At 57.7% G+C, this 15,936-nt stretch carries 12 protein-coding genes; 1 reads left to right on the plus strand and 11 read right to left on the minus strand.

Annotated elements, in window-relative coordinates; all coding sequences use genetic code 11:
- Positions 1 to 37: 37 nt before the first annotated feature.
- The 3 genes from E0E20_RS08735 to E0E20_RS08745 form a co-directional block, all read right to left on the minus strand.
- Entirely contained in the window at positions 38 to 997 is a 960-nt protein-coding gene (locus E0E20_RS08735; RefSeq protein ID WP_242622734.1) for a carbohydrate ABC transporter permease, read from the minus strand.
- 47 nt (positions 998 to 1,044) lie between these two features.
- Positions 1,045 to 1,992, minus strand: coding sequence for an ABC transporter permease (locus tag E0E20_RS08740; RefSeq protein ID WP_130837818.1), 948 nt, complete (start codon positions 1,990 to 1,992; stop codon positions 1,045 to 1,047).
- A 381-nt stretch (positions 1,993 to 2,373) separates the two neighbouring features.
- Positions 2,374 to 3,420: a LacI family DNA-binding transcriptional regulator gene (locus tag E0E20_RS08745; RefSeq protein WP_130837819.1), complete on the minus strand. Its 1,047-nt coding sequence runs from the start codon at positions 3,418 to 3,420 to the stop codon at positions 2,374 to 2,376.
- Between the two features lie 300 nt (positions 3,421 to 3,720).
- Here E0E20_RS08745 and E0E20_RS08750 point away from each other — a divergent pair, with 300 nt between their 5' ends.
- The gene (locus E0E20_RS08750; RefSeq protein WP_165444042.1) at positions 3,721 to 6,180 is read left to right on the plus strand and encodes a sugar-binding domain-containing protein; all 2,460 of its coding nucleotides are present in this window, start codon (positions 3,721 to 3,723) and stop codon (positions 6,178 to 6,180) included.
- 140 nt (positions 6,181 to 6,320) lie between these two features.
- On the opposite strand, the gene rhaB is transcribed toward E0E20_RS08750, so the two are convergent.
- The 8 genes from rhaB to E0E20_RS13935 form a co-directional block, all read right to left on the minus strand.
- Positions 6,321 to 7,769, minus strand: coding sequence for a rhamnulokinase (gene rhaB / locus E0E20_RS08755; protein WP_130837821.1), 1,449 nt, complete (start codon positions 7,767 to 7,769; stop codon positions 6,321 to 6,323).
- Between the two features lie 70 nt (positions 7,770 to 7,839).
- On the minus strand, positions 7,840 to 8,280 hold the full coding sequence (fucU, locus tag E0E20_RS08760; RefSeq protein WP_130837822.1) for an L-fucose mutarotase: 441 nt from the start codon (positions 8,278 to 8,280) through the stop codon (positions 7,840 to 7,842).
- A gap of 191 nt (positions 8,281 to 8,471) precedes the next feature.
- Positions 8,472 to 10,277, minus strand: a complete 1,806-nt coding sequence (locus E0E20_RS08765) for an L-fucose isomerase (protein ID WP_130837823.1) — start codon at positions 10,275 to 10,277, stop codon at positions 8,472 to 8,474.
- Positions 10,278 to 10,442: 165 nt separating this feature from the next.
- Positions 10,443 to 11,696 carry a substrate-binding domain-containing protein gene (locus E0E20_RS08770; RefSeq protein WP_130837824.1) on the minus strand — a complete coding sequence of 418 codons (1,254 nt, stop codon included), beginning with the start codon at positions 11,694 to 11,696 and terminating at the stop codon, positions 10,443 to 10,445.
- Positions 11,697 to 11,791: 95 nt separating this feature from the next.
- Positions 11,792 to 12,781, minus strand: coding sequence for an ABC transporter permease (locus E0E20_RS08775; protein WP_130837825.1), 990 nt, complete (start codon positions 12,779 to 12,781; stop codon positions 11,792 to 11,794).
- A 9-nt stretch (positions 12,782 to 12,790) separates the two neighbouring features.
- Positions 12,791 to 14,287: a sugar ABC transporter ATP-binding protein gene (locus tag E0E20_RS08780; protein ID WP_130837826.1), complete on the minus strand. Its 1,497-nt coding sequence runs from the start codon at positions 14,285 to 14,287 to the stop codon at positions 12,791 to 12,793.
- 46 nt (positions 14,288 to 14,333) lie between these two features.
- Complete coding sequence (locus E0E20_RS08785; RefSeq protein ID WP_130837827.1) at positions 14,334 to 15,311, minus strand: ABC transporter permease; 978 nt, start codon at positions 15,309 to 15,311, stop codon at positions 14,334 to 14,336.
- Between the two features lie 346 nt (positions 15,312 to 15,657).
- Positions 15,658 to 15,810: a hypothetical protein gene (locus tag E0E20_RS13935; protein WP_165444043.1), complete on the minus strand. Its 153-nt coding sequence runs from the start codon at positions 15,808 to 15,810 to the stop codon at positions 15,658 to 15,660.
- Positions 15,811 to 15,936 lie beyond the last annotated feature (126 nt).

A 15,936-nucleotide genomic window follows, 5' to 3' on the forward strand; every position in this document is an offset into this window, starting at 1 on the left:
AGAACATTCCGCCGGTTCCGCTCGCCGGTTTCCGCGCTCAGCCCTTGACAGCGCCGACAGTGATGCCCCCGATAAAATATTTCTGTACAAAAGGATACAAAAGGACTATGGGGCCCGTGGCCATGACGGCGTTCGCCATCTTCACCGTCTCCTGCGGGAAATCCGACAGCGCGATATACTGTCCCGCCACCGAGTTCTTGAGCGCCGCAATCTTGTTGACCAGCTCGTACAGCGTATACTGGAGCGGCTTCACCTCCACCTTGGATGAGAGGAACAGCGAGGACTGATACCACTCGTTCCAGTACCCCAGCGCCAGAAACAGTCCGATGGTTGCGAGCGCCGGCTTCATCATGGGCAGGATCAGGTGTGTGAACACCGTCATGTCCCCCGCGCCGTCGATCTTGCCGGCCTCTGTGATTTCGTGCGGAATCTGCTTCACGAAGTTCTTCATGAGAATGATCAGCCACGGGCTCATCATCAGCGGAAGCAGCACCGCCAGATAGTTATCCTTGAGCCGATAGGTCTGCACCATCATCAGGTAGTAAGGCGCGAGCCCCGCCGAGAAAAGACTGGTGAAATAAATGTAGAAAGAAATCACGTTGCGGTAAGGGTAATCCTTTCTCTGGAGCGCATAGCCGGTCATGGAGATGATCGCCAGCCCCAGAAAAGTTCCCACCGCCGTCAGCGTAATTGTCAGTGCATAGGATTTCCATATCGTGCCGCCGCTGATGATCATCTGATAGGCTCTCGTCGTAAAGCCGCGGGGAATGAGCTGCACGCCCGCACGGCGGATCACCGCCTCGTCCGAAAAAGAAGTGCCGACGATCAGAAGAAACGGGAAAATACAGCACAGCGCATAGAAGCTCACGATCACATAGCCGAGCGTCCGGACAATGATATCGGACACCCCGAGCTTCACTCTGGCCGCCGAGCTCATCGCCTCGAGCTTTTCCTCTCTTTTCCGTTCCTGTCTTGTCATATTCGTACTGGAACTCATAGCCTTCCTCCATACCGGCGCATCCGTGCGCCGCACATCGCTTTTTCTCAGAACAGCGAGTAATCCGGCTCTATCTTCTTGATGACTCCATTCGCGCACAGAACGATCACAAACCCGACAATGGACTGATACAGGCCGACCGCCGAGGCGCTCGAGAAGTTAAAGTCCGCGATGGTGGACCGGTACACATAAGTTTCAATGATATCCGTCGTGTCGTAGAGCATCGGATTCTGGCCGATGACGTTGTAGAACAGGCCGAAATTTCCCTTGACAATCCCACCGAGCGCAAACAGGAGGAGAATGACGATCGTCGGCTTCAGCATCGGAAGAAGAATATAGCGGATCTTCTGAAAGGCGTTCGCCCCGTCCACCCTGGCGGCCTCGATAATCTCCGCATCAATACCGCAGATCGAGGCGAAATAGACCACGGAATTGTAGCCGGTCTGCTGCCAGAGATAGATAATGACCATCAGTACCGGCCATGCCCCGGGGCTGGAATACGGCTGCCACGGTGTCTTGCCAAGCGCCCGCAGAACCTCATTCACGAAGCCCGTGTCATAATTGAGCAGATTGAATACCAGAATTCCGACCAGAACCTGTGAGATGAAATAGGGCAGGAACATCATCGTCTGCGACAGCTTTTTGAAGCGCCTCGACTGAATCTCGTTCAGCAGAATCGCAATGAACACCGCAAAGAGATTTCCCAGAATAATGAATGCGAGATTGTACAGAATCGTATTGCGCGTCAACGTCCAAAGCTTGCCCGACTGCGCCAGAAACTCAAAATTGCGCAGCCCCACGAAAGGACTTCCAAAAACGCCCTTCCGGTACTTGTAGTCGACAAAGGCCACCCAGATCCCCGGCATCGGCATATAGCTGAAGAAAAAGAAAAACAGGATCGCCGGTATGCACATCAGCGTCAGAACACGATAACGCCAGAAGACCTGATACCATGTCTTCTTTTTTCCCAAAGGTCCTGCGGAAATATCTTTCATGCGAATCCCCCCTGGCAGAGCGCTGCCGCGCTCCGTCTTTCTTTGAATCACCCTCTCACTGCCGCCTGCTCTTTCACTTACTCTATTTGCTCTCTATCATCCATCGATTGTCTTTTCTGTCTTCTGCCGGCGCGTCTCTGTGTCGATCGTGAAAACCCACTTATTGTAAGCGCTTTCATCACTATTATTAAAGCACTATGACGAGCGGCGTTCAACTATTTTGTTTTCTTATCGCCCGGTTTCGTCCATGTGCACATTTTTTGCCGCATTTTTTTGTGCACAACAGAATACAGCCGCAGGGAATCATGAAAATTGTTTCACACTCTCTCGCTGCTGTATTCTGTTGTATTGCTTTTTCTTTGTCTTCTTATTTCCTTATTTTCAGAACATCGGCGGTGTGTTCGCCTTGGTCGAGGCCCTCGCATACAGGCCGGACGAGATGACGCGAGATGCCGGAACCTCCCGCCCCTCCACAAGATCGATCGCGGTGTCTGCAAGCGCCCGACCGAACACCTCATAGTCATAACCCACACTCGTAAGCTGCGGCAGAGCCGTTTCCGTCAGAAAGGTATTGTCAAAGCTGAGCACCGCCATATCCTCCGGAACAGACAACCCGCGCTCCCGGATCGCGTGCACGACGCCGACGGCCGAAAAGTCATTGATCGCCATGATCGCTGTCGGCATGGTGCGGCCAATGTTCGAGGCAAACAGCTCGTTCATTCCCCGGTAGCCGCCGCTCATGTTATAGTCCGAATCAATCACATAACGCTCTCGGTAGGTGATTCCGCGGCTCCGCAGGACACTGCGGTATCGGGCCCGCTTTTCATAAGTCGACTTCACATCCGACCGGCCGCCGAGCATGGCGATATGCCGGTGTCCCAGCGAGAACAGATGTTCCATCGCAAGATCCACACCGAGCATCTCGTCGATGCACACCTGATGAACGCGGGCGCCGTCCACCTTGCCGGTGGTCACGACCGGCACCGTATCCGAAATCCGATTGATGAGGTCGGCATAATCGGGGTCTGTGACAAGCCGGTCCGATCTCCCGCCCATCAGAATGATGGCGTCCGCCCGGATATCGAACATTTTCTGGAGCCCTCTGACCTCCAGCTCCGCGCTGCCAAAAGTATTGAAGATCAGCGCGCTGTACTCCAGCTCGTCGATCCGCCGCCCCAGCGTGGCGACAATCTGCGCATAATACGGATTCTGCACATCCGCCGCCACCACACCGATGATCCTTGTCCGGGCCATGGTAAGCCCCTGCGCCAGCGCGTTCGGGCGGTAGTCATAGCGGCGGATCACCTCCTCCACTCTGCGGCGCTTTTCCTCGCTCACATGCGGATTCCCCGACATCACGCGGGATACTGTCGCCGATGACACCCCGGCTTCGCTGGCAATCTGATAAATATTGATCCCCCGTTTCATACCTCCCCCCCCTTGTACCGCACTGTTGAAAGCACTTTCATAAAATCTGTTTCATCATAAGGCTTTCCGCTCTCAAAGGCAAGCGCCCCTGAGGAGCATCTCTGTACAGGACCGGGGCATCGTTTTTACAGAGTCGCTCATTTACCATAAATGACTCTGATTTCCATGGATTTCCGCCTTTTTTATCCTATAATGATGTACAGGGAGCCGGGCCGCGGACTGACCGCGCCGCGCACCAGAAGCACGTTCGTCCGCCGGCTTTCATCCCACAGACGGATAGGATATGAAAAGGAGCTCGACATGGGTAAAGAAATGCCTGAAAACACTGAAAATACAATTGTGAACACGCTTTCAAAAAACTGGCTTTTCCATCTTGGAGAGCTTCCGGAAAGCTGGCAGAAAAGCTGCGATGAAAGCAAATTTTCTCCCGTATCCGTCCCTCACGACTGGTCCGTGCATTATCCCTTTTCCCGCGAAAATTCTTCCGGCACCGGCTACGTATGCGGCGGCATCGGATGGTACCGCACACGCTTCCGGCTCCCCGAGAAGAGCCGCGGAAGACGCCTGCGCCTGTCCTTTGACGGCGTATACAAGCATTCCGAGGTCTGGGTAAACGGCTATTACAAGGGTTTTCATGCAAACGGCTACACGCCGTTTGCCTATGATATCACGGACGACGTGTGCTTCGGCAATGCGGACAATGTGATCGCGGTCCGGGTGGATCACAGGGATATCGCCGATTCCCGCTGGTTCACCGGCTCCGGCCTCCTGCGGCGCGTCCGGCTGATCGAAGAGGCCCCGGTGCACTGCGAAGAATACGGCCTTTCCTTTACCGTTCTCCATGCCGACGCTGCCTGCGCCGAGCTCGGCTTCCTCTCCCGGGTTGTGAACGACAGCCCTGCGCCTGCCGAAGTCGCCGCCCGCTGGCAGCTGTCCTGCGAAGATTCCACGCCGACTCTGGAGGTCTCCTCCACTGTGGCCGAGCTGAAGCCCGGAGAGCACGCCTCTCTCTCCGCCGAGGCCGTCCCGCTCGCCGCGCCGCGTCTCTGGAGCCCGGAGACACCGCAGCTCTATCTTCTGCGCACCTTTCTTTCGGTAAACGGCGGTCCTGAATACCTTGCCGATGAGCAGCGCGTCGGCATCCGCAGCTTTGCTTTCCATCCGGACTATGGGTTTTCGCTGAATGGCATAAATATGAAGCTCCGCGGCGTCTGTCTGCACGACGACTGCGGGGCGCTCGGCTCCGCCTCCGCCAAGGAGATCTGGTACCGCCGCCTGACAAAGCTTCGGGCGGCCGGCTGCAACGCCGTCCGCATGAGCCACAACCCCCACATGGACGAACTGTATGATCTCTGCGATGAGCTGGGCTTCCTCGTGATCGACGAGGCCTTTGACGAATGGGAGGGGCCCAAGAACAAGTGGAGCACGGGCCACAATGTCTACCCGCCCCGCCACGAGGGCTACTACCACGATTTCCCGGCCTGTCATGAGGAGGATCTGCGCGCCATGACGCGCCGCGCGGGCCATCATCCCTGCGTGATTCTCTGGAGCATCGGAAATGAAATCGATTATCCGAACGACCCCTACTGTCATCCGCTGTTCACCGAGATGACCGGCAACAACGATGCCGACAAGCCCGCCGCCGAGCGCATGTACAGCCCGGACCGGCCGAACGCGGAGCGGCTCGCGCCCCTCGCCGCCATGCTTGCGGGAGAGGTGCGCCGCATGGATCCCAGCCGTCCGGTGACACTTGCCGCGGCATTTCCGGAGCTCTCGGCCCGGCTTGGCTTCCTCGACGCTCTGGATGTCGCCGGCTACAATTACAAGGAGCAGCTGTATGAGGAAAGCCATGCCCGCTTTCCCTCGCTCCCTTTCCTCGGAAGCGAAAACGGACACGATTGGGAGGCATGGAAGGTCGTCCGCGACCGTGAATATATCTGCGGGCAGTTCCTCTGGACCGGCATCGACTATCTGGGCGAGGCCCGCGGCTGGCCCATCCGCGCCTCCGGCGCCGGGCTTATGACCCTCGCGGGATATGAAAAAACCGGCTATTACCGCCGCCGGAGCTTCTGGTCCGCAGAGCCCATGGCGCACCTTGCCACTGCCCGCCTCCGACACGACAGCGGCGTGCGTCCGGATTTCTTTTCCGAGAGCTGGAACTACTGTCCCGGCGAGGATGTCCGGGTCTTCGTCTACACCAATCTCTCCCGCGCCGAGCTGTTTCTCGACGGAGCCCTGATCGCCGCAGGAGAGCGCAGCGACGACGAGGATTCCATCTCCTTTATCCTGCCCTTTGCCCCCGGCACGCTCTCCGTCCGGGCCTTTGGACTGCTCACGACGCTCCCGCCTGCTGTTCGCGGAACAAAGGAGTATGAAGTCTTCGATTCTCTCCGCACCGCCTCGCTTCCGACAAGGCTGCGGCTTGAACGCTTTGAAGTCCCCGCAGAATCTTGCTCTGATCCGGATGCTCCGATCGAACAGATTGAAATTTCTGTCTGCGACTCCGAGGGCAGCCTGATCCTCTCCGGCGCATATCCGATTTCCGTTGAGGTTCAGGGCGGGACGCTCCTTGGTCTTGAAAACGGCGATATTGCCGATGTCACGGACTACACCGGCCCGGTTCGCGCCAGCTTTCACGGCCGCCTTATCGCCTACGTCCGCCGGAGCTCCCCGCAAAGGCCGCTCCATATTACCGCGCGCTGCGACGAGCTCGCAGGCGCGGAGCTGGTAATCGGGGAGGAATGCAGGGCATTCACTTGAAGAACCGAATCATCTGACAGCTGTAATCCACCGCAAAACCCAAAAGCGGCCGGCAGCTCTGACATATCCCCGGAAATCCGGGCATATGTCATGGCCTGCCGGCCGTCTTCTGTCTTTTCTTACCGAGGCGAGTCTGCCGCTCAGCGGTACTCCTTCACCCCGAACGAGCGGTACACCGTCCTGCGAAAATCCGTCAGATCGGCAAAGACGCCGTCCGCGATCATCTGCGCGCCGAGGTTCCCGATCGCGGTCGCCTCGCCGGGACCGGCGAGCACGGTCCGGCCCGTCTCCGCCGCGGTGAGCTGGTTGAGCCACACGGCGTTGGAGCCGCCGCCCACGATATTGACCGCGTCAAAATGCTTCCCGGTCAGCGCTTCGATCTCCTCCGCCGCCTCGCGGTAGCACACCGCAAGCGAGCGGTAGATCACGCGGGCGAGCTCCCACGGAGACTGCGGAACCTGCATTCCCTGCTCGGCGCAGGCCGCTTTCACCTCCTCGATCATCGAGACCGGCGCGAGAAAGCGCTGGTCATTAGCCGCCACGAGGGATGCGATGCTCTCCCGGGATGCCCTGTCGCACAGATTTCCAAATGAGAAATCCTCGTCTCCGGTGCGCCCCTCAAAGGGATAGCCCTCCTCCAGCTCCTTTTTCACCGACTGTATCATCCAGAGACCCATGATGTTCTTGAGGAAGCGGTATCTCTTCCGGTAGCCTCCCTCATTGGTAAAGTTCGCCTGCCGTGCCGCCTCGCTGCTGTTCGCCTCCTGCAGCTCGCAGCCCATGAGCGACCATGTCCCGGAGGAAATGTAGAGGGTATCCTCCGCCTCCGAGGGAACGCTCATGACGGCGGACCCGGTATCATGCGTTGCGGGCAGCGCCACGCGGCAGCAAAAGCCGACTTCCTCCGCGATCTCCGGCAGCAGCTCGCCCACCGTCGTTCCCGGCATGGAGAGCGGTCCGAACAGCTTCTGCGGGAAGCCGAGCCGGCCGATCAGCTCTCTGTCCCAGTCCCCCGTCCTGACATCCAGGAGCTGCGATGTGGACGCATTCGTATATTCCTGCCTGCGCACGCCGGTCAGCATATAGTGGAAATAGTCCGGCATCATGAGCAGAAACTCCGCCTGCGCAAGGAGCTCCGGCTCCTCCGATTCCTGCGCCGCAAGCTGGAAAATCGTGTTGTAGATCGCAAACTGAATACCGGTTCTCCGGTAGAGCTCCTCCGCCGGAACGCGGCGGTACACCTCGTCCTCCATGCCCTGCGTCCGGTCGTCCCGGTAGGCATAGCAGTTCCCCAGACGCTTTCCGTCCGCTCCCAGCAGAACGTAATCGACGCCCCATGTATCAATTCCCATGGAAACCGGTATTTTCCCCATCGCGGCACAGCTCTTCATGCCGGCGATAATCTCCCGAAGCAGCCGGTCCGTATCCCAGACACGGTGCGTCTTTCCGTTCACCTCCGCTTTGTCGCTCCCGTTCCAGAAGCGGTGTACCTCCTCAAGAACCATGCGGCCGTCCTCCATATGCGCCAGAATATGGCGCCCCGAGGAGGCCCCGATATCGACCGCCAGATAATATTTCGTTTCGTTCATATGCTCCGCCCTCCGCGCCGCTGAAACGCAAAATGCCTGCGGCCGTGCCGCAGGCCTCTCTTTTCATTTGTCAATCCGTCACTACGCCCTTTTGCAGGAGAATATTGGCGTAAAGCGCCGATTCTCCCGTGGCGATGATCGCGTAGGCCTTTTTCGCTTCCTCGTAGAACGCGAAGCGCTCAATGGTCCCGATCGCTTTTTCGCCGCGCTCATCGTGTGCGCTGACGATCCTTTTGTACTCATCCCAGATCGGTGTCTCGACCTGATCTCCGGGCATGACCTCCATCAGACTGACCGGGTGCTCCACATAGCTGTCCAGAGGGAACAGCGTGAGAATCGCATCCAGAAGCTCCGGAACACCGTGCCCGTCCGCGCGGATCACGATGGCATCTTTCCCCATGGATTCCGCCGGAAAATTTCCATCCGAAATCACGATCCGGTCGCTGTGCCCCATCTCGCAGAGCACCTTGAGAAGCTCCGGCGAAAGGATCTTCGGAATATTTTTTAACATAATCTGCCTTTCTGCGCCCGCGCCGGCAGCACAGACGCCCCTTTTCTTTCTGTTCTGAAGCCGGTATTTTTGTTTTCGTTGTGTCTGATGCCGGAACCGGCGTCCGGGGCAGAGTGCTCTTGCGGGACCCCCAAAAATCCCGCCCGGTCACTCTGACCCCGCCGCCGGAAAAAAAGCGTTACTGAAAAATCTTACCGGATTGTCTTGTACATCGGGCCGTACGCCTTGCACGCTCTGTAATCCTGCCCCTCCTTGTCCATTCCGAACGCATTCCACGCCGCCGGGCGGAAGATCTTGTCCTGCGGAACGTTGTGCATGCACACCGGAATGCGGAGAATCGAGGCCAGCGTGATGAGATCCGCGCCGATATGGCCGTAGCTGATGGCGCCGTGGTTGGCTCCCCAGTTGTTCATGACGTCATAGGCCGTGCGGAACGCGTCGTCCTTTCCGGAGACGCGGGGCGCAAACCATGTGCAGGGCCATGTATAATCCGTTCTCTTCCAGATCTGATCCGAGACCGCATCCGGCAGATTGACCGTCCAACCCTCGCAGATCTGCAGCACCGGGCCGAGGTTCTTGACCAGATTCAGGCGGATCATCGTCGCCGGCATCTCGGCTCTCGTCAGGAAGCGCGCGGAGAAGCCGCCGCCGCGGAAATACCCGTTATCCGCCGCACACCACTCGCTGTGGGAGGTGATCGTCTCGATATCCTCCTCGGTGATGTCGTACCACTCCTTCATGATGCCGTTGCCGTCCGCATCCTTGACCTCGCCGCAGGCGTCAAGACAGCATGCGCCGGAGTTGATGAGATGAATGAAGCCGCCCGACTCGAGCGCCTTGCCCTCAAGCTGATAGCCGGTCGCTTTCTTCACCGCCTCCTCGCTCCAGTAGGTGCGGACGTCGGCGAACATCTGCGCGCGGTTCGTCAGCAGCTTCATGAACAGCATGCCGAGACCGTTCAGGCAGTCGTTCTCCGTCGCGAGGATGTACGGCTCTCGCGCGCCGTTCCAGTCAAAGGTGGTGTTGAGCAGCGATTCCGGATAGTCGCAGTTCGGATAGAAGTCCGTCCACTGGCGCTGCCCTTGGAAGCCGCCCGCGATCGCATTGTGTCCGACCGCCTCCTCCTCGCAGCCCGCCGGCAGATTCGGATTGCCGTTGTAGAGGTCCTTGATGATGCACATCATCTTGACGGTGAATTCCCAGTCCTTTTCTTTCTGCTCCGGAGACCTGCGGATAAAGTCAGGGTTCTTGTCCCAGCCCTCCTTGCAGTGCTCCTTTGTCCACGCGAGCGCTTTCTGATATTCCTCCTCGTCGTAGATGTGCTGCTCCATGCGGCGGATGATTTCCACCTCATCAATGGACTCCACGCGCATGCCGAGATACTCCTCAATGAATGCCGGGTCGATGATGGAACCGCCGATGCCCATGGTGACGGAGCCGATCTGCAGGTAGGACTTGTCTCTCATCGAGGCCGCCGCAACCGCCGCCCGTCCGAAGCGCAGGAGCTTTTCCCTGACGTCCTCAGGGATCTCGGTGCTGTCCGCCTCCTGCACGTCATGGCCGTAGATGCCGAACGCCGGAAGTCCTTTCTGCGCATGGGTCGCAAGAACCGACGCCAGATAGACCGCGCCGGGTCTCTCCGTTCCGTTAAAGCCCCACACCCCCTTGATGGTGAGCGGGTTCATATCCATGGTCTCCGCGCCGTAGCACCAGCAGGGAGTGACCGTGAGCGTGATCGCGACGCCCTCCCTGCGGAACTTCTGCTCGCAGGCCGCAGACTCTGCCACACGGCCGATGGTCATATCCGCAATGACGACCTTGACCGGCTCTCCGTTGGAATATTTCAGGTTATCCTCAAAGAGCTTCGCCGCAGACCGCGCCATATTCATGGTCTGCTCCTCCAATGACTCCCTGACCTTGAGCACGCCCCGCCGGCCGTCGATCGTGGGGCGGATTCCAATGACAGGATAATCGCCGATGTACCTGTTTGCTGCCATAGCTATGCCTCCAATACTGTTGTTGTGCTGATAATAAAACTTCTGCCGCCGCTTCACAAGAAGCTCATGAAGCGGAAGCCTTTCCTGTGCCGCATCATGCCGCGCGCACCGGATGATAAAAAGGGCCCGCATGTCACTGCGGGCCCTGCATGAACCGCAGAACGATCAGTCGTAAAGGTTCGGCGCGATGGTGTCGTCGCCCATATTGTTCGCATCGTACCAGTAGCCGTCGGTGGGAACATCCTCCAGCGCATCGCCGTTCGCCGCCATCGTCAGAGCGTACAGCGTGTAGTAACCCATCATCAGAGGAGACTGGGTAACCGCGCCGTACATGGTTCCGTCAGAGATCGCGCCCTTGATCGTGGAGCCCGCGTCAAAGCCGACCGCAATCACATCGCCTGCCGCCGCATCCGTGCCGAGAACGGAGAGGTTCGCATCCGCTGCGAGAACGCCCTCTGCCGCCGTCTGGTTGGAGCCGAAGATCGCGATGGTGTCTTCCTTGGAAAGAACCGCCTGTGCCTCGGTGGAGCAGAGCTCAACGGTGGTCTGCGCCGGGACTCTCACCTCGATCACAACATCCGCGCTGGCTTCGTCGCCCTTGTCCTTGCACTTGTTAACATAGAACTCGTTACCGGTAACCGCCACAGTCTTGCCGTCCGCCGTGATCAGCTCGATCATCTTGTTGACGAAGCCGAGCCCTCTCTGCTGGATGTTCAGAGCCGTCGCGTCCTGATTGACCTCACCGATACGGACCTGCGCGTCTGCCGCCGCGATGACGTCCTTGATCGCCGCATACATGTTCTCTGCCGCAACCTCACCGGCCTGCGTATTGTCTGTCGCAACCGTGCAGACGATGGAGCCCTCCGGCGCATCCGCTACGCCCGTATCAAAGGCGACGACCGGAATGCCCTGTTCTGCACAGGTCTTGAGAGAGTCGAGAACCGAGCTGGTATCACAGGCCGCCAGACCGAGACCGGCCGGCTTGCCGTTGATCGCGCTGTTGATCATATTGACCTGATCCGCAATATCAGACTCGGAGTTGGGTCCCTGTGCCGAATAGGTGACGCCCAGCTCCTCTGCCGCCATATCCATGCCCTTGATGGCCGCCTGCCAGTAGGTGGACTGGAACGACTTGACAATGATCGGGAAGTTATAGGCCTCCTTGGCCTTAACGCCTTCAAACTGCGCCGTGCCGCCCGTCGCGCTCCCGCCGTCTTTCGTCTCGGCAGTCTCCGCTTCCGGCTCCGCCTCTTCCTCCGCCTCTTCCTCCGCGGGCTTCTCCTCGGCCTTTTCCTCCGCTTTCTCCTCTGCTGCCGGAGCGCTTGTATCTGCGGTCGGAGCCGCCGCGCTTCCACAGCCCGCGAGCACAGACGCCATAAGGGCAGTGCTCAGAACCATCGACAGGATTTTCTTTTTCATTTTCTGTCCTCCTTGAAAAATTGTGAAATGTATATTACAGCGGCGCAGAATTGCGCCGCATATAACCGTACCCGATTCCCTGCGCGCTCCAGAGCTTAGCTCGTCCGGGAGGAAGCCGCCCGGCGCTTCTTGATGATGTCGATCAGGACCGCACCGATCAGAACAAAACCGGTGATGATCTGCTGCCAGTTCGACTGGAGTCCGATATAAGGCAGACCCGTCTTCAGGAGCACAATGACCATAACGCCGAGCAGCGTTCCGATCACAGAACCGTATCCGCCGGTCGCCGACACGCCGCCGACAAACACGCCGCCGATCGCATCCAGTTCAAGACCTGCGCCCGTGCCGGGCTGCACGGTCGGAACGACCGCCGAATAAGCGATGGCCGCAAGCCCCGCGAACAGGCCGCTGACAACATAAACCGCAATGTGATACTTTTTCACCGAGATGCCGGAAAGGAGCGTCGCCTCCTTGTTGCTGCCGATCGCGATGGTGTAGCGGCCGAATTTCGTGTGATTGAGGATAAACTCCATGAGCAGAACGATCAAAATCATCCAGAGAAAGCCGATCGGGAGCTTGGTCGCGCTGCGCCCGCTTCCGAACGTCAGCTTGAAGATGGAATGGAACCACCCGCCCGGCTGTTTGAGCGTGGGCCACGGCGTCGCCGTCATCATGGAACCGATCCCGCGCGTGATCATGCAGGTGCAGAGCGTCGCGAGAAAAGGCGGCAGATCCATAACCGACACCAGTACGCCGTTCAGCAGGCCGATGCACATGCCGAAAATGACACACAGGAGCATGGCCACGATAACGGGGCAATTGTAATTGCGCACCAGCGTACCGGCCAGCAGCGAATAGCAGACCATGCCGGTTCCGATCGACAGATCGACACCACCGGTGATCAGCGGAAAGGTGACGCCGACCGCCATCAGTACATCATAGTAGGAAAAGTCCAGCATACTCAGAACCGAGGAGTATTTTCGGAACTCCTGACTGAAAATCATGTATACGATGATCAGCCCCAGAATGACCAGCAGAACGATGAAGCGCTGATCCGCCAACAGTTTGGATTTCTTCTTGATCATTTCCGCCTCCTACGCAATGTTCCGGGTCGCCTTATCCATGATAAGCTCCTGCGTCGCCTCTTCGATGCCGAGCTCTCCGGTCTTCTTTCCCTCGCACATGATGACAATCCGGTCGCTCATCCGCAGGATCTCGGTCATCTCCGATGAAATCATGATAATGGATTTACCCTGCGCCGCCAGCGAGGACATCAGCTTGTAGATCTCGTTCTTCGCACCGACATCAATTCCGCGCGTCGGTTCGTCAAAGATCAGAATATCGCAGTTTTTGGCCAGCCATTTCGCGATGACGACCTTCTGCTGATTACCGCCCGAAAGATTCACGACGAGCTGCTCTGCGCTCGGCGTCTTGGTCGCCAGTTCGGCAATATACTTCTCTGTGACATCCCGCTCTTTCTTTTTGTTGATGAAGCCGCCGCTGATATACTCCTCCAGACAGGCCATGGTCGAGTTCTGGATAACGGACTTCTGCACGACGAGGCCGTAGCGCTTGCGGTCCTCCGAGAGATAGCCGATCCCGGCGTTCACCGCGTCCTGCGGCGAATTGATTTCCACCTTGCTGCCGTTGATATAGATATCTCCGCTCTGCTTCGGATCCGCTCCGAAGAGCGCCCGGGCCGTCTCGGTTCGCCCGGCCCCCATAAGCCCCGAGAAGCCGAGGATCTCGCCCCTGCGCAGCTCAAAGCTCACATCCTGCACCATCTTGCCCGCGTTCAGATGCTCGACCCGAAGCACTACCGGCGCATCCGGCGGGCACATGCTCTTCGTCTTGGGCTCCTCGTAAATCACACGGCCTACCATCATGTTGATAATGTCTTCCTTGCTGCAGTCCTTTGTGATCAGCGTTCCGACATAGGTTCCGTCGCGCATGACCGTCACGCGGTCCGTTATGACCTTGATCTCATCCATCCGGTGAGAAATATAGACAATGCCGAGCTGTTTCTCCCGAAGATCACGGATGATCACGAACAGGTCCTCGATCTCCTTTTCTGTCAGCGCCGCCGAGGGCTCGTCGAAAATAATGACCTTGCATTCATGGGAGATCGCCTTGGCAATCTCGCACATCTGCTGCTTTCCGACCGTCAGATCGCTCATCTTCGTGGAGGGGTCGATGTCGATATGGAGCTCGTCGAAGAGCTTCTTCGATTCCTCGATCATCCGCCTGTCGTCGATGCGGAAGCCTTTCATGAACTCGCGCCCGATGAAAATGTTCTGCGCCACCGTCAGATCGCCGACCATGTTCAGCTCCTGATGGACAATGACAATGCCGGCATCCTGCGCCTCTCTCGTATTGTGGAACTCAACTTCCTTTCCCTCGTAGATGATGCTCCCCAAATCCTTGGTATAGATGCCGGTGAGCACTTTCATCAGCGTGGATTTTCCCGCACCGTTTTCCCCCATCAGCGCGTGAACCTCTCCCCGCCGCACATCGAAATGGACATGATCCAGTGCGTGAACGCCCGGAAAGGATTTGTCGATGTCCTGCATTGTCAGGATTACTTCTCCCATATATAGCCTCCGTTCCTGCCGAAACACCTGTTGTCAGACACCGCCGTCAGTTCTTCCTGCGGCGCGCCAGCACGTCCGCGTACACCGCTGCGATGACGATAAAGCCCGTGAGGATGAGCTGCACATCCTTGCCCATGCCGAACGCGAGGATTCCCTCCTGCAGAAGCGAAATGATGAACACGCCCAGAACCGTTCCGCCGATGGACGCGAGGCCGCCGACCATGGAGGTGCCGCCCATGACACAGCCCGCGATCGCCTCGTTGTTGTACTGATCCCCGTAGCCCGGCTGCACCGTCGTGTAGGCCGCCACAAAGAACAGCGCCGCGATGCCGACCAGCGTTCCGCAGATCACATATGCCAGCATCTCCCAGCGCTTCGTGTCAACACCGGACAGGCGCACCGCCTCACGGTTGCTCCCGAGGCACAGAATATAGCGTCCCGCCTTGGTGTTATAGAGCACGATACCGCACAGAAGTGCTGCCGCGCCGAAGATGACAAGCCCCGTCGGGAAGCCGTTTACACTGACAATATTGCGAAACACGCCCGCCCCGCCCGCATCGCCTGACTGCGGCCAGCTGACCGACTGGGACTTGGTGAACACGGAAGCAAGTCCCTTGGCGATGTTCATGGAGGCCATGGAGATGATGAACGGCGGCACCCGCCAGTAGGCGACGAGATACCCGTTGAATACACCGAAAAGAAGGCCGATGAGAATGGAGATCAGCATCGAGAGCGCCAGCGGCACGTGATAGGAATTCAGGCAGTAGCCCGAGATCAGCGCACAGCAGAACATGACCGGGCCGATGGAGAAATCGATGCCCCCCGTCGCAATGACGAAGGTAACTCCCAGAGAAAGGAACCCGAGAAAGTATATGTAGTTGAAAATATCCCGCACCCGCGCCATGCTCGAAAAGCCCGGTATGGCGACCGAGAACAGAATGTACATCAGGATCAGTACAAAAAACAGGATGATCCGGTTGAATCCCAATTTTCTGACGATCGGATTTTGCTTTATCTTATCCACAATACCCTCCAGTCCCTTCACCGCCGCACCCCGCCGTCTCCGTGTGCAGAGCGCCCGCACAGGCGTAAGTTTTGATAGACTTATGCTATTATAAACGTTTCGCTCTGTCAATTGTATAATATTGCGAATTTATCCCATCTTTTTTGAGCATTATGCCATATGCTGTCAGGACTTATTGTGATATTTTTATCTTTTCCGGCATGTTTTTATGGCTTTTTGACTGGAATTTACATGCAGAACCGGATTTTCTTTGCTATCACCGGACAGTGTCTGTTTTTCTTTGCGCGAATCGTTTCGTTCTTATGGATAAAAAAGAAGCACGTCAAAACGCGCCTTTCGCTTTTCATCACCATCCGCAGAGCCTTTCCCTCTCCGACCGCTGCTGCGCTTCCTCCCGCAGATCCCGGACGGACTCCCCCTCCTTCAGCGTAACGAACAGCTCGGTTTTCTGCGGCGCGTAGAGCCTGTCCCCCTCCGCGCGGCGCAGCAGCATATCCACCCGTCTTTCGGATTTAGCACTATAATAGTTTAGGACTTTATTCAGAGGCCATATCTCTCAAACCAGCGTAATTGCTGGCTTTTTTTATTTTGTGAAAGCTTGACAAAATCTTTTGTTTTCTCTTGT

Source organism: Lachnoclostridium sp. Marseille-P6806 (assembly GCF_900625025.1).
Classification (GTDB): Bacteria; Bacillota; Clostridia; order Lachnospirales; family Lachnospiraceae; genus CAG-791.

Bases quoted from the DNA above. Each gene is read 5' to 3' on its own strand.
- rhaB (WP_130837821.1), bottom strand. From the start codon at position 7,769: ATGAACGAAACGAAATATTATCTGGCGGTCGATATCGGGGCCTCCTCG.
- E0E20_RS08740 (WP_130837818.1), bottom strand. From the start codon at position 1,992: ATGAAAGATATTTCCGCAGGACCTTTGGGAAAAAAGAAGACATGGTAT.
- E0E20_RS08780 (WP_130837826.1), bottom strand. From the start codon at position 14,287: ATGGGAGAAGTAATCCTGACAATGCAGGACATCGACAAATCCTTTCCG.
- E0E20_RS08770 (WP_130837824.1), bottom strand. From the start codon at position 11,696: ATGAAAAAGAAAATCCTGTCGATGGTTCTGAGCACTGCCCTTATGGCG.
- E0E20_RS08775 (WP_130837825.1), bottom strand. From the start codon at position 12,781: ATGATCAAGAAGAAATCCAAACTGTTGGCGGATCAGCGCTTCATCGTT.
- fucU (WP_130837822.1), bottom strand. From the start codon at position 8,280: ATGTTAAAAAATATTCCGAAGATCCTTTCGCCGGAGCTTCTCAAGGTG.
- E0E20_RS08765 (WP_130837823.1), bottom strand. From the start codon at position 10,277: ATGGCAGCAAACAGGTACATCGGCGATTATCCTGTCATTGGAATCCGC.
- E0E20_RS08750 (WP_165444042.1), top strand. From the start codon at position 3,721: ATGGGTAAAGAAATGCCTGAAAACACTGAAAATACAATTGTGAACACG.
- E0E20_RS08735 (WP_242622734.1), bottom strand. From the start codon at position 997: ATGAGTTCCAGTACGAATATGACAAGACAGGAACGGAAAAGAGAGGAA.
- E0E20_RS08745 (WP_130837819.1), bottom strand. From the start codon at position 3,420: ATGAAACGGGGGATCAATATTTATCAGATTGCCAGCGAAGCCGGGGTG.